General features: G+C 71.0%; 11 protein-coding genes. All 11 read right to left on the bottom strand.

The features are described from left to right. Positions 1-2 precede the first annotated feature (2 nt). On the bottom strand, positions 3-1,688 hold the full coding sequence (locus KCH87_RS19685; protein ID WP_210587471.1) for a TFIIB-type zinc ribbon-containing protein: 1,686 nt from the start codon (positions 1,686-1,688) through the stop codon (positions 3-5). Positions 1,689-1,763: 75 nt separating this feature from the next. Continuing rightward, the gene (locus KCH87_RS19680; protein WP_210587470.1) at positions 1,764-2,006 is read right to left on the bottom strand and encodes a hypothetical protein; all 243 of its coding nucleotides are present in this window, start codon (positions 2,004-2,006) and stop codon (positions 1,764-1,766) included. A gap of 5 nt (positions 2,007-2,011) precedes the next feature. Next, positions 2,012-2,740 carry a VWA domain-containing protein gene (locus KCH87_RS19675; protein WP_210587469.1) on the bottom strand — a complete coding sequence of 243 codons (729 nt, stop codon included), beginning with the start codon at positions 2,738-2,740 and terminating at the stop codon, positions 2,012-2,014. Positions 2,741-2,833: 93 nt separating this feature from the next. Further along, the gene (locus KCH87_RS19670; RefSeq protein ID WP_210587468.1) at positions 2,834-3,940 is read right to left on the bottom strand and encodes a hypothetical protein; all 1,107 of its coding nucleotides are present in this window, start codon (positions 3,938-3,940) and stop codon (positions 2,834-2,836) included. Further along, positions 3,937-5,064, bottom strand: a complete 1,128-nt coding sequence (locus KCH87_RS19665) for a protein phosphatase 2C domain-containing protein (RefSeq protein ID WP_210587467.1) — start codon at positions 5,062-5,064, stop codon at positions 3,937-3,939. Before KCH87_RS19665 ends, KCH87_RS19670 begins: the two co-directional genes overlap by 4 nt. Positions 5,065-5,373: 309 nt before the next feature. Next, a complete protein-coding gene (locus tag KCH87_RS19660) occupies positions 5,374-6,792 on the bottom strand; it encodes a lysine N(6)-hydroxylase/L-ornithine N(5)-oxygenase family protein (RefSeq protein ID WP_210587466.1) in 1,419 nt (472 codons plus the stop codon). Continuing rightward, on the bottom strand, positions 6,789-8,309 hold the full coding sequence (locus KCH87_RS19655; RefSeq protein WP_210587465.1) for an aminotransferase class V-fold PLP-dependent enzyme: 1,521 nt from the start codon (positions 8,307-8,309) through the stop codon (positions 6,789-6,791). Before KCH87_RS19655 ends, KCH87_RS19660 begins: the two co-directional genes overlap by 4 nt. A 191-nt stretch (positions 8,310-8,500) precedes the next feature. Next, positions 8,501-11,026: an aminopeptidase N gene (gene pepN / locus KCH87_RS19650; protein WP_210587464.1), complete on the bottom strand. Its 2,526-nt coding sequence runs from the start codon at positions 11,024-11,026 to the stop codon at positions 8,501-8,503. Between the two features lie 108 nt (positions 11,027-11,134). Further along, positions 11,135-11,668, bottom strand: a complete 534-nt coding sequence (locus KCH87_RS19645) for a two-component system response regulator (RefSeq protein WP_210587463.1) — start codon at positions 11,666-11,668, stop codon at positions 11,135-11,137. 138 nt (positions 11,669-11,806) lie between these two features. Next, positions 11,807-12,148, bottom strand: a complete 342-nt coding sequence (locus KCH87_RS19640) for a chorismate mutase (RefSeq protein WP_210587462.1) — start codon at positions 12,146-12,148, stop codon at positions 11,807-11,809. 285 nt (positions 12,149-12,433) lie between these two features. Further along, the gene (locus tag KCH87_RS19635) at positions 12,434-13,324 is read right to left on the bottom strand and encodes an AraC family transcriptional regulator (RefSeq protein ID WP_210587461.1); all 891 of its coding nucleotides are present in this window, start codon (positions 13,322-13,324) and stop codon (positions 12,434-12,436) included. Positions 13,325-13,359: the final 35 nt, after the last annotated feature.

Here is a 13,359-nt window from a genome sequence, read left to right as displayed (position 1 = left end):
CGTCACCTTCCTTGGTTCGCGGGTGGGGTGGCGGCGGGGGCGCCGGCGTGTCCTGGCCCGGCGGGCCCTCCGGGGCCGCCGGTCGTCTGGCCGCGCCGGAAGACTCCGGCGATGCTGCCGCCGACGCCTACGGCGGAGCCCTGGAGTGTCACGTTGCCGCCCGCGTACAGGCCGGTGTTGTTGATGGTGGTCTGACGCTGGATCAGTTCGCTGGTGTCGATGTTGTGGTCTTCCAGGAACTCCACCAGGGCGTCGAGCACCCGGTGTTCGACCATCTTCACGTACAACTCGCGGTCGAGTTGCTGGAAGTAGCGGTAGTAGAGCTGGTCGCTCGCGGCGTCTCTGAGGCTGAAGGATGCGCCGTAGTTGAAGGTGCGGTGGCGGATCTCCCGTGCCTGGCGTTGTTGCTTGCTCTGTTCGTTGAGCGGTGCGAACAGGCCTGCGATGACGGAGAAGGGTGATCCGATCAGTACTGCCGGCGCGCGGACTCCGGCTTGGCTGACGAGGGTCCACCACTGGCGGAAGGTGGGTGAGCCGAGCAGTTGGTCCGCGATGCGGTAGCGCTCGCGCACGGGGGCGAGGAGGGAGCTGCTGCCTTCGATGAAGAGCATTTTGCGGTCGGACAGCAGTGCGCACCTGAGGAAGAAGGTGGTGGCGAGTTCGCCGCTCCAGCCGGTGACCCGGATGGAGAGGTAGGGGCGGGCGCGGCCCTTGCCGTCCTCGCGCAGCTCGTGCATCAGGTCCGGTGAGACCTTCGCGCTGGGTGGTCCGGCGGTGTCGGGCAGCAGTTCGGTCCGGGTTCGGTCGTCGACGCCGTAGAGCAGGTCCTTGCCGTTGACGAGCAGGAGGTTCTCGACGTGGACGCCGGGCAGCTTCAGGTCTCCGACGCGGGCGGCGAGATGGTCGTTGATCTCGTGGACGGTGAAGGGGATGACCTGTTTGCCCTCTTCGGCGCGTGCCGTGTCGAGGGCGAAGGACCAGGTGCTGGTCGTCTGTCCGTAGCCGATGAAGGGGGCGTAGAGCGAGGAGACGACGACGTTGCCCCGGTCGCGTGTCTCGATCGCCTCGATGCGGCGTCGCTTCTCGGAGCTGAGGGGTTGGGGGGCCTGGTCCGGGTTGAAGTTCTCTCGGCTGAGTTGTCCGGCGACGACGCCGTAGTGCACCGAGAGGGATTCGACGGCGACGATGAGCCAGGCCACGAGGTAGCCCAGGACCAGTGCTGCGAAGGAGAGGAACGGCAGCATGATCACCACGGCCAGGAGCAGCAGGGCGAGTACGACGTCCCGCCGTACCTGGCGGCGGCGGGCTGCCAGGGCGTGTCTGAGTACGCAGCCGAGGTCGACGCCCGGCGAGGAGGCGATGGCGCGGCGTGGTTCCTCGACGATCTGCTCGACGGCATGGCGGGCGAACTTGGTGTCCGTGTGGACGGCGGTGCACAGGTAGCGGGTGATGTCGCGGGCGAAGCGGGGCGCGGGGGGCGTCTGGGGTGCGGCGACGGTGGGGTGGGTCCTGACGTTGAGCGGTGGGGCGGTGCGGGGTTGGGGCGGTGCGGCGGGTCTGGCGGGTGCGGCCGGGTGTGCTCCGTCGGTGGGGTTGATGACGCGTACGGTGCCGCAGCCGGAGCACGTGGTGTAGTTGCGGTCGTTGGCGGCTCCGCAGCGCGGGCACTGGAGGGTCGGGCTGGTCATGATCGGCTGCCTCCTCTCGTCATGGGGCGTGTGCGTGGGGTGGTGCCGCGTCGGCTTCCGGTCGCCGGTCGCCGGTCAGGAACCGGGCAGGTCGGCCGGGGGCTGTTGCGGGTTGTGTGAGGTCCATGTGGTGGGCCGTGGGACGGGTGGTCCGGGTTTCTTGTGCTGTGTGGAGCCGGAGCGGGTGGGTGACGGCTCGGTTCCTGCGTCGGCCTGGCTGTCGGGGGACAGCAGGCGCAGCATGACCGCTGTCGCGACCAGGGCCGTGGCGGTGAGCAGGAGCCGGTCGGGCGACCGGGTGGTGCGGCGGGCGGACATGGCGATCAGTCCATGTACTCGGCCGGGACGGTCAGGTACTCCTCGCTGACCGGCTGTGCGGTGAACCCGGGAGCGGATCGGGGTATCTGCATCTCTCCCGCGCGTGAGGAGGCGACGAGGGAGTTGAGGAGGCTGCCGAGTGCCTCCAGCAGGGCGTGGTCCTGGTCGGTGTCCGCGTCGGCGAGGAAGGCGGCCTTGGTGGCGACCTTGCCGAGCACGTCCGGGTCGGCGGCGCCGAAGCCGTAGGTGATGACGTGCGGGTACCGGGACCAGGAGCGGTTGACCAGTCGCCGGAACGCGTCGTGCCAGCCGTCGTCGGTCGGAAGGCCGTCGGTGAGGAGGAACACGACCGGGCGCAGGACGGCCATGCCCATGCCGCGCAGATCGTCGACGTCCGTTTCGATGCGGCTGCGGACGAGATCGAATGCCGCGGAGTAATTCGTACGCCCGTTGCACACGACTTCAGGCATCGCCTGAATGCGATCGAGGTCGGTCATTTCGATGATCAGGTGTGCGTCGCTGGCGAATGCGATGAGGGACATGTGAGCGAATTCGGAGACCCGGGGGCTTTCGGAGATGGTGGCGTGCAGTTGGGCGAGAGTCCGGTTGAGGGTGTCCTGGTGCGGCTGCATCGAGGTCGAGGCGTCGATCACGAGATAGGTCGGCAGGCATTTCTGCCGCATGCGGTAGGCGTTGGTGTCCGCGCCGGGCATCGCGTCGTCCTGGGTGTTCATCCGCGTTCCTCTTCTGCTGATCTGATGGGGTGGGGGCGTTGGCCCGGGGTGCGTCCGGGGCAAAGTCCGGGGTACGTCCTGTCGGGCCCGGCGTCAGGAGCCCTGTGCCACGCCGATGACGATCACCACGATGACGATGACGGCGAACAGGACCCCGATGGCCCAGGCCCCCCGGGGGTCCAGGAACGACTGGTCCGGGTCCTCGGGCCGGGACGAGGCGCTGGACCTGACCGGTTTGGTGATGACCGACTTCAGCGGCTCCGCCGTGTCGCTGCGCCGGGCGGGTGGCCGCTCGGGCAACTCGGCGCGCACTACGGAGAACCTGAGCTCGGGGCCGTCGCGCAGCGCGGCGAGCAGCGCCGAACTGGGGGGCCTGGTCTCGCGGTTCTCGGCCCAGAGCATGTCGAGGAGCAGCTGGGCCACCTTGCGCGGGACGCCGTTCGGCGGGTCGTCGAGTGTGTGAAGCATTTCCGCGAGGTTGCGCTCGCCGGTGAGGCAGCGTGCGGTCAGCAGCGCGACCCGGTAGCGGTCGGTACTCAGGTCGGCGGGCGTACCGGTCCGGGCCCGCGGGTCCTGCCAGCCGGGCTGGTGGATGTCGGTGCCCGTGCCCTTGGCGCAGCCGTCCATGTCGATGAGGTAGACGGAGTGGTCGGCCGGGTTCCAGAAGGCGTTGGCGTAGTTCCAGTCGGAGTAGACGAGCCCGCGTTGCTCCAGTGCGACGGCGATGCCGACGAGGCTCTGGCAGGCGGTGATGCGCTGTTCGGGGGTCGGCGGGGTGCCGCCGTTTCTCGCCAGCCGCGCGTCGGGGCGGGCCAGGGTGTCGATCTCGCGGTATCGGCCGCCGTCCGAGCGGAAGGCGTCCGGGGCCATCGGGATGAGGCAGCCGACGGTGGCGGACGTGTCGTCGGTGACGCGGGCGACGGGCCATGAGGTGCGGCTCAGCAGCACCTCGCGGGACGGGCGGCCGGCGGCCGCGTCGGAGCGGCCGAAGGCGACGAGCTCGTCGAGCCGGTCGCTGTCGGTGTCGCCCAGCGGTTCCTTGTAACGCTTGAAGAGCAGGTCGGGCCCGGTGCCGTGGTGGCTGACGCGGGTCACTTCGGAACTCTGGCCGTTGTTCGTGGCGATCTGTTCACCGAGGGCGCCCAGGTCGGCCAGCGAGGTGACCGGGAGCACGGCCCACGCCGAGGAGTCCGTGGTCACGACGGCCACCCTTCCTGAGCGGCGTGCCTCGCACCGGCCGGTGCGTTGGGGCTGTCGTAGGGCCGGGAGCGGGCGTCGGGGTCGATCCAGACGGTGACGGCCGTACGGTCGTCGAGGAACCGTTCGGCGTCGAAGCCGACGTCGTTGAGGTAGGAGGCGATGGGCAGCGGCAGCTGCCAGTGGTCCGCCAGATAGGTGTTGAGTTCCTCGATGCTTGCGAGGCCGTCGCCGACTCCGTCGGACACGAGTGACAGCACGTCGCCGGGGCGCAGGGCGAGTTGGGTCTCGCGGGCGGCCTGCGGGTCGGCGGGGAGGGTGTGGGTGACGGCGTTGGAGTCGTAGCCGTGCGTGGCCTCCTTGCGGTCGCCCGCGGTGTGGCGCCAGCGCCGGTCGTCGAGCCGCCACAGGGAGGCGTCACCGAGCCAGGCGGCCCACATGGTGCGCTCGCCGGACGGGACGGCCGGCCGGGTGGGGATGACGGCGACGAACAGGACCGCGCAGACGTCGGCGGGGTCCAGCCCGCGCCGCCCGGCCTCGCGCCGCATCGCCGTGGCGGCCTCTTCGAAGAGTTCCGCGGCCGACAGCCGTACCGCTGCGTCGGGCTGGTCCAGTTGGCGTCGGAGGTAGGTGATGGCCGTGCTCGCCGCGACGGCGGCCCCGAGTTCGGCGTGGCTGCTGCTGGAGACTCCGTCGGCGATGGCCAGCAGCAGGTGGTCGCCGGCCGCGTCCCGTGCCAGGCGGTAGGCGTCCTGGCGGGCGGTGGCGGGCTCCTGGCAGCGGTGTCCCGGGCCGACGAGTGAGGCGGCTCGTACGGCGAGGTCGCCGAGCGATGCCTCGTCGGCGGCGACACCGGAGGAGGCCGGCCGTACGGGCAGTACCCAGGGGAAACGCTGGGCCTTCGATCCGGCCCCGAAGCGCGGCACGGACGTGACGGCGGCGGTTCGGGGCAAGGACGCGGACGTTGCGGCGGGCGCGGGGCGGGTGGGGGGAGGCCGGTGCACGCCGTTCGGCGCGGTGAGCCACTCCTGCTGCCCTGCCGCCGGAGTTGGTGCGGGCCGGTGCGTCATGGCACGCATCGCGAGGAACAGGATTCCCGCGGCCGACAGCGCCAATAAGTCGATCACCAAGCGAAAGAAATGATCGTCCGCCGGGAAATAGATCACGGGGAGCATTCCCCCGAAAAGAACTATCGCCCAGATCAGACGCCCCCGTTGCAGCGACATGGACGGGACGGTATCAGTGCGTCCGGTTGCCAGGGAGAGGCATGGAATATTCGAGTGGCCTTTTTTTCGTCTCCTTCCACGCTTCTTCACTCGGGTCGTACAGGTGTCCGCAAATGCTGTTACCAGAGTGACTGTAGAGGCCATACACAGCTTTAGGGGGCCTTCCCGTGCCGGTTGCTGCAACAGGAGGGCCGCCCTGTTGCGGTTTTCCTACCGTCCCTGCACCAGGGGCGTGAGTGCCGGCGCCCGGCGGGGGTTCGGCACGTAGGGCTGCTGGTCGAGGCCGAAGGTGGTGAAGGCGGTGCGGCGCGGGAGGGGGTAGGCCTCTTCGCCGGTGAGGGAGTTGAGGATGGTGGCGCTGCGCCAGGCGGCGAGGCCGAGGTCGGGGGCGCCGACACCATGGGTGTGGCGTTCGGCGTTCTGCACGTAGACCTGGCAGCCGGAGCCGGTGACGGTCGGGGCGAGGACGAGACGGAACTGTTCGTCGATGCGCGGGCGTTCACGGTTGTCGCGGCGCAGGTAGGGGTCGAGGCCGGCGAGGATGCGGTCGAGGGGACGTTCGCGGTAGCCGGTGGCGAGGACGACGGCGTCGGTGGTGAGGCGGGAGCGGGTGTTCTGCTGGATGTGTTCGACGTGGAGCTCGACCTTGGTGGTGGCCACACGTCCCGCGGTGCGGACGCGGACTCCGGGGGTGAGGACGGCGTCGGGCCAGCCGCCGTGCAGGGTGCGGCGGTAGAGCTCCGCGTGGATCGCGGCGATGGTGTCGGTGTCGATGCCCTTGTGGAGCTGCCACTGCGAGGTGCCGAGCCGGTCGCGGACGGGTTCGGCGAGGGCGTGGAAGTAGCGGGTGTAGTCGGGCGTGAAGTGTTCCAGGCCGAGCTTGGAGTACTCCATGGGCGCGAAGGCCTCGGTGCGGCCGAGCCAACGGAGCTGCTCGCGGCCGGCGGGGCGGTGGCGGAGCAGGTCGAGGAAGATCTCGGCGCCGGACTGTCCTGAGCCGATGACCGTGACGTGCCCGGCGGCCAGCAGACTGTCGCGGTGGGCGACGTAGTCGGCGGCGTGAATGACGGGGACGGCGGGCGCCTCCACGAGGGGTTTCAGCGGTTCGGGGACATACGGCTCGGTGCCGATGCCGAGGACGATGTTCCGCGTGTACGTCCGGCCGAGGGACTCGGCTTCGCCGTCGCTGTCGAGCTGGGTGAAGTCGACCTCGAAGACGTCGCGTTCGGGGTTGAAGCGGACGGCGTCGACCTGGTGGCCGAAGTGGAGTTCGGGGAGGTTCTCCGACACCCAGCGGCAGTAGGCGTCGTACTCGGCGCGCTGGATGTGGAAGCGCTCGGCGAAGTAGAAGGGGAAGAGCCTCTCGCGGGCCTTGAGGTAGTTGAGGAACGTCCAGGGGCTGGCGGGATCGGCGAGGGTCACCAGGTCGGCGAGGAAGGGGACTTGGACGGTGGCGCCCTCGATGAGCAGACCGGGGTGCCAGTCGAAGGCGGGGCGCTGGTCGTAGAAGACGGCGTCGAGTTCGGCCAGGGGGTGGGCGAGTGCGGCGAGGGAGAGGTTGAAGGGGCCGATGCCGATGCCGACCAGGTCGCGCGGTGCGTCGGGCTCGTGGTGTGGGGGGTGGGTCATCGGGGGGTGGTTCCTTCCACGAGTTTCAGGAGCCCGGCGAGGTCGCCTGGCCGGGTAGCGGGGTTGAGAAGGGTCGCCTTGAGCCAGAGCCGGCCGCCGAGTCGTGCCCGGCCGAGGACGGCGCGGCCGTCGATGAGAAGTCTTCGGCGTACGGCGGCGACGGCGTCGTCGGTGGCCGCGACGGGCCGGAACAGGACGGTGCTGATGGCGGGGTCGTCGTAGAGCTCGAAGCCGGGGTGTTCCTCGACGAGTGCGGCGAACTCGCGGGCGCGGTCGCAGACTTGGTCGACCAGCGCGCCGAGCCCTGTCCGGCCGAGGGTCTTGAGGGTGACGGCGATCTTGAGGACGTCGGGGCGGCGGGTGGTGCGCAGGGAGCGGCCGAGCAGGTCGGGGAGGCCGGCCTCGGTGTCGTCGTCGGCGTTGAGGTAGTCGGCGTGGTGGTGCAGCACGGTGAGGTCGCGGGCGTCCTTGACGGCGAGGAGTCCCGCGGCGACCGGCTGCCAGCCGAGTTTGTGCAGGTCGAGGGTGACGGTGTCGGCGGCTGCCAGTCCGGTGAGCTGGGCGCGGTGCCGGCGGCTGAAGAGAAGCGGGCCGCCGTAGGCCGCGTCGATGTGGAACCGCGCGCCGTGGGCTCGGCACCGTGCGGCGATGTCGGGGAGCGGGTCGATGAGCCCGGCGTCGGTGGTGCCTGCGGTGGCGACCACTACGACAGAGCCGCGGGGGCCGGGGAGGGTGCCGAGGGCTTCGTCGAGGGCGGCGGGATCGAGGGTGCCGGCGGGGGCGGGGACGACTACGGGATCGGGCAGGCCGAGCAGCCAGGCGGCGCGCGGCAGTGAGTGGTGAGCGTTGGCACCGATCACCATCCGCACCTTGCCGCCGTGTGCTTCGCGGGCGAGGAGAAGGGCGAGTTGGTTGGATTCGGTGCCGCCGGTGGTGACCAGGGCGTCGGGGTGGTTCTGTGCGTTGTCGGCTGCGGGCCGGTGGGGGCCGATCGCTCCCCCACTCTCGGCTTCTCCCCCACTCTCGGCTTCGCTCGAGCGGGGGGACCCCCATCGCGGCGGAGCCGTATATCGATACAGCCCCGCGCCCCTGGGTACCTCTGCGTAGACCTCGTTCGCGAGTGCTCGTGTCACCAGTTCCTCCAGCTCCGACGCCGCCGGTGCCTGGTCCCACGAGTCCATCGACGGGTTCAGGGCGGACACGGCGAGGTCGGCGGCGGTGGCGACGGCGAGGGGCGGGCAGTGGAGATGGGCGGCGCACAGGGGGTGCGCCGGGTCGGCGGCGCCTTCGGCGAGGGCGTGCACGAGGGCGCGCAGGGCGTCCGGGTCGCCCGCGTCGGGCAGTACGTCGCCCACCGCGTCCCGCATGCGCGCGGCGACCGCGTCCGGGCCTCCCGCGGGAAGCGGGCCGCCTCGTGCCCGCCCGCCGTCCCGGAGCGCGTCGAGGACGGTGTCGAGCAACGGCCGCAGGGCGTGGGGGCCTTGGGGTTCCGAGGCGAGGGGCAGCAGCGTACTCATGGGTGTCCTCCGGGCGCCGGGCAGAGGGAGTTCCAGCTTGTACGCGGTTGCGTGGTGGCGCCCGAAAAGCCCAACGATCTGAACCCGAAAGGGGGTACGTGTCGCTGCGGGGCATGGGCCGGGGTTTATGGGGGCGTGTCCGGGAGTTGAGTCACCGCCCGGACACGCGCGCCCGCAGGCGACAGCGGCTGCTACGCCTCCCGCACCCGCAACGCCCTTGCCAGATCGTCCAGTTGGTCGATCAGCTTGCGGCGCAGGGCGGGGATCGGGTCGCCGTCGCGCAGGCAGGCCTCGCCCAGGCGCAGGGTGTCGGCGTCGACGGCGTGGGCGGGGAAGGCCCAGCGGCCGGCGGCGTCGGCGATGGCGGGGCCGCGGCGGGCGGCCACGGCGACCGCGTCCGCGTAGTAACGCGGCACGTACTCCCGTACGAGATCGGCCTGTTCGGGCTGCCAGAAGCCCTGGGCGGTGGCGATGAACAGGTAGTTGGAGAGGTCGTCGGTGGCGAACATCGCCTCCCAGGCACGGCTCTTGGACTCCGGGTCGGGCAGGGCCGCCCGGCAGCGCGCGGCGCCCTCCTGGCCGGTGGCGCTGGGGTCGCGTTCCAGCTCGGCGGCGATGGCGGCCTCGTCGGTGGCCCCGAGGACGGCGAGGCGGGCCAGGACGCGCCAGCGCAGCTCGGGGTCGAGGTCGGGGCCGCCGGGCACGGTGCCGTCGGCGAGCCAGGCGGCGATGGTGTCGGGGTGGGCGGCGACGTCGATGAAGTGGCGTACGGCGATCAGGCGCAGGCCGGGGTTGTCGCCGTCCTCGGTGCGGCGCAGCAGGTCGCGGCAGAGGGCGGAGAGGGTGGCCAGCGCTGCGGGGCGCTCCTCGGGGGTGAGATAGCGGTCGGTGATGTGGGTGGAGGCGAAGGCGAGGACGCCCTGGACGAGGGCGAGGTCGGTCTCGTGCGGGAGGTGGGTGCGGGCGGCCTCGAGGTAGGCGGCGGGGGACGTCGGGGGTTCGGGGGACGTCCCTCCATGGGTGCTGCCGCCGTCACGTACGGCGTCCCTGAGGGCGTTCCAGACGACCGCGCGGGTGAGGGGGTCGGGCAGGCCGGACAGGCCGGTGTGCACGGCGCGGAAGGAGTCGGTGTCGAAGCGGACCTTGGCGTAGCTGAGGTCGCCGTCGTTGAGCAGGAGCAGCGCGGGGCGCTTGCCGATGGGCCGGCCGGCGGCCTCGGGGACGTCGAGGTCGAAGCGTGTGCGCAGGGTGAGGCGGCCCTCGTCGGTGGCGTCGATGTCGTAGAGGCCTACGGCGATGTGGTGGGGGCGGCTGCCCGCGCGGTCGACGGTGAGGGTGCAGGTGCCGTCGTCGGCGGGGGCGATGCGGGGGGAGAGGGTGTCGACGCCGGTGGTGCGCAGCCAGGCGTCGGCCCAGGCGTGGACGTCGCGTTCGGTGGCGCCGGCCAAGGAGTCGATGAAGTCGGCGAGGGTCGCGTTGGCGAACTTGTGGCGGGCGAAGTGGGTGTTGATGCCGGCCAGGAAGTCCTTCTCGCCGAGCCAGGCGACCAGTTGACGTAGTGCGGAGGCGCCCTTGGCGTAGGAGATGCCGTCGAAGTTGAGCAGGGCGGAGGCGGTGTCCTCGACGGCTTCGGGGGCTACGGGGTGGGTGGAGGGGCGCTGGTCGGCGTCGTAGCCCCAGGCCTTGCGGACGACGCCGAAGTCCACCCAGGTGTCAGTGAAGCGGGTGGCTTCGGTGAGGGTCTGGTAGCCCATGTACTCGGCGAACGACTCGTTCAGCCAGATGTCGTCCCACCAGCGGAGGGTGACGAGGTCACCGAACCACATGTGGGCCATCTCGTGGGCGATGACCATGGCGCGGGTCTGCCGCTCGGTGTCGGTGACGGCGGAGCGGTAGACGAACTCGTCGCGGAAGGTGACCAGGCCGGGGTTCTCCATGGCGCCGGCGTTGAACTCGGGGACGAACGCCTGGTCGTAGGAGTCGAAGGGGTAGGGCTCGTCGAACTTCTCGTGGTAGCGGTCGTAGCACGCGCGCGTGATCTCGAGGAGTTCCTCGGCGTCGGTGTCGAGGTAGGGGGCGAGGGAGCGGCGGCAGTGCAGGCCGAAGGGCAGGCCGCGGTGTTCGGTGCGCACGGAGTGCCAGGGGCCGGCGGCGACGGCGACGAGGTAGGTGGAGATCAGCGGGGTGGCCGCCGCCTGCCAGCGGCCTTCGCCGAGGTGTTCGGTGATGCCGTTGGACAGGACGGTCCAGCCTTCGGGTGCCTTGACGGTGAGGTCGAAGACGGCCTTGAGGTCGGGCTGGTCGAAGGCGGCGAAGACGCGCTGGACGTCTTCCATGAACAGCTGGGTGTAGAGGTAGGTCTCACCGTCGGTGGGGTCGGTGAAGCGGTGCATGCCCTCGCCGGTGCGGGAGTAGCGCATGACGGCGTCGAGGTGCAGTTCGTGCTCGCCGGGGGTGAGGCCCTTCAGCGGCAGCCGGTTCTCGTCGAGGGTGTGCGGGTCGAGGTGTTGTCCGTCCAAGGTGGCGGAGCGCAGCTCCGCGGGCTTGAGCTCGACGAAGGTGTCCGCGGCCGCCTGGTCCCCGCGCACGGTGAACCGGATGACCACACGGGAGTCGAAGGTCTCGTCCCCGGTCGTCAGATCGAGTTCGATCGTGTAGCGGTGGACGTCGAGGAGCTGGGCACGGGTCTGCGCTTCGTCGCGCGTGAGTACGGACATGCAGGACATGCTGCCTGATGCCACTGACAACGCACAGGGCCGGATCGGTACGCGGCCTATGTCCGGGCGGCCCGCGGACAACGCGGACCGTGTGCGCTCGTGCGCCGACTAGGTCCGGCCCTGCTCGAGTCTTCCGGTCTGTGCTCCCGGGGGCCGCTGGTTCGGTACGCGGGCATCGGGGTGGGGCAGGGCGGGGCGCGAGGACAGGTCCTTGAGGAGAGCGCGCAGTTCGCGGACCTCGCGTTCGACGGCGAGGTGGCGCTGGTGGGTGTCGTACAGGTAGCGGACCTTGGTGCGCAGGGCCCAGGGGTCGATGGGTTTCATGACGAGGTCGGCGACGCCGAGTCCGAAGGCGGTGGAGGTCAGTTCCTGGTCCGCGCCGAAGCCGGTGAGCAGGATGACGGGAATGTGCTGGGTCTGTTCCACGCGCCGCATGTAGCGCACCACGTCGACGCCGCTGACGCCGGGCATGCACACGTCGAGCAGCAGCAGGCCGACCTGGCCGCGGAGCACGTGCTTGAGCGCCTCGTCGCCACTGGTGGCGCGGGCCAGCAGATAGCCCAGCGGCGCCAGGGCGCTCTCCAGCGCGTACAGCGTGTCCTTATGGTCGTCGACGATGAGGATCTTGGATTCCGACGGCATGGCCCGGCCTCCCTCCCGCGTGGACAACCAGCTTATGTCCGGGCGCTGACGCGGCGTGCTCGTCAGCTGACAAGGAGTGCACCGCGCAGCATGCACCTCACGGGCCCGCGTGTCACGCCCCAGTGGCGTAGTCCGAGGTCAATTGGCCGCCGGTGCGGAGCCGTTCTCGGCAATGCTCTCGTGGTGCCTGATCACTTCGCCGATGATGAAATTCAGGAACTTCTCAGCGAATGCGGGGTCGAGCTTGGCGCTCTCCGCGAGCGCCCGCAGCCGGGCGATCTGCCGGGCCTCGCGGGCGGGGTCGGCGGGCGGCAGCCGGTGGGCGGCCTTGAGGTGGCCGACCTCCTGGGTGCATTTGAAGCGTTCGGCGAGCATGTGGACGACGGCCGCGTCGATGTTGTCGATGCTGTCGCGCAGCCGGGCGAGTTCCTCACGGACCGCAGGGTCGACGTCACCGGTTCCGGTGTTGCTGGTGGTCATGGGCAAAACCCTACGGGGCACCCCGGCGGCCGTTCATCACGGCGGTGAAAGGCGGCCAGTTGTGGCTGAGCGGCTCCGGGGAAGTGCGGGTGCGTTCCGCGTCGTTCGGTGCGTGCTCTGGGGGTCCCCGGACGAAGGCTGGGCGAGTGCCGGACGAAGGCCCTCATAGCGGAGCTGCTTGGGCCTTTGGCCGGTGCGGGGAGTGGGGGCACCTCCCACGCCCTCAAGGCAGTGGGGGAGCGTGCCGGGCGGCGTGAGGGCGTGCCTGAACTTCCCCGGAGCCGCTCAGGGGGTGTGCGTGCGATCGATGACGGGCGGGTCGTCGGGGTCGGGGACGCGGTCGCTCCAGCCGCCGGGGACGGCGCGGCCCTCCTGGGCGCGGAAGCGGACGGGAGGCATGCCGACGCGGCGGGTGAACAGGCGGGAGAAGTAGGCGGGGTCGTCGTAGCCGACGCGGCGGGCAACGGCGGCGACGGGGAGTTCGGTGCCGGCGAGGAGTTCCTTGGCGCGGCCGAGGCGGATGCCGAGCAGGTAGTCCTTGGGTGAGCAGCCGGCGCCGCGGCGGACGGCGGTGCGCAGTGCGGCGGTGGTCATGCCGTGCCGGGCGGCGTGGTCGGCGACCGACATCGGCAGACAGGCATCGCGGGCGAGCGCCTTGAGGACCTGGTCGCCGTCGGGGGTGAGGTCGGCGCGGGCGCGGCGCAGGGCGACGAGGAGTTCGTGGACGGCGGCGCCGGTCTCCACTTCGAGGAGCGGGTTGTCGCGGCGGGCGGCACGCGCGATGCGGCCGATCACGCCGCGCGGGCCGCTGGCATCCGAGAGGGGCACCACGGGGCGGCCGGGTTCGATGTAGCCGAGTTCGGTGTACGTGGCGGTGGCGGGCCCGGCGAAGCCGACGAAGCCCTCGTCCCAGCCGGTGTCGTGGTCGGGCCCGTAGTGGTGCGGGACGCCGGGCGTGAGCCACAGCAGGGCGGGCGCGGTGACGGTCGTACGGCGGCCGTCGGGGCCGGCGTACCAGCCACCGCCCGTGCTGATCACCACGGCGACGTGGCTGTCGAGGGTGCGCGGTCCCACGGTGGGCAGGGCGCCGTACTGGAGGCCGACGCCGAGGCAGACGAGGCCGAGCCGGAGGTGGGCGGGGCCGGGCGTGAAGAACCGCATCCAGGTGTGGTACATCCGCGGTCGCCTCCACTCCGTGCCGTTTGCGTCCA

The organism is Streptomyces sp. GESEQ-35, from assembly GCF_017948485.1.
Lineage (GTDB): Bacteria > Actinomycetota > Actinomycetes > Streptomycetales > Streptomycetaceae > Streptomyces.
This window is presented reverse-complemented; position numbering and strand designations above follow the sequence as displayed.

Excerpts from the sequence above, each read along its gene's own strand:
- KCH87_RS19680 (WP_210587470.1), bottom strand. The coding sequence starts at position 2,006 with ATGTCCGCCCGCCGCACCACCCGGTCGCCCGACCGGCTCCTGCTCACC.
- KCH87_RS19655 (WP_210587465.1), bottom strand. The coding sequence starts at position 8,309 with ATGAGTACGCTGCTGCCCCTCGCCTCGGAACCCCAAGGCCCCCACGCC.
- KCH87_RS19660 (WP_210587466.1), bottom strand. The coding sequence starts at position 6,792 with ATGACCCACCCCCCACACCACGAGCCCGACGCACCGCGCGACCTGGTC.
- KCH87_RS19685 (WP_210587471.1), bottom strand. The coding sequence starts at position 1,688 with ATGACCAGCCCGACCCTCCAGTGCCCGCGCTGCGGAGCCGCCAACGAC.
- KCH87_RS19645 (WP_210587463.1), bottom strand. The coding sequence starts at position 11,668 with ATGCCGTCGGAATCCAAGATCCTCATCGTCGACGACCATAAGGACACG.
- KCH87_RS19640 (WP_210587462.1), bottom strand. The coding sequence starts at position 12,148 with ATGACCACCAGCAACACCGGAACCGGTGACGTCGACCCTGCGGTCCGT.
- KCH87_RS19635 (WP_210587461.1), bottom strand. The coding sequence starts at position 13,324 with ATGTACCACACCTGGATGCGGTTCTTCACGCCCGGCCCCGCCCACCTC.
- pepN (WP_210587464.1), bottom strand. The coding sequence starts at position 11,026 with ATGTCCGTACTCACGCGCGACGAAGCGCAGACCCGTGCCCAGCTCCTC.
- KCH87_RS19675 (WP_210587469.1), bottom strand. The coding sequence starts at position 2,740 with ATGAACACCCAGGACGACGCGATGCCCGGCGCGGACACCAACGCCTAC.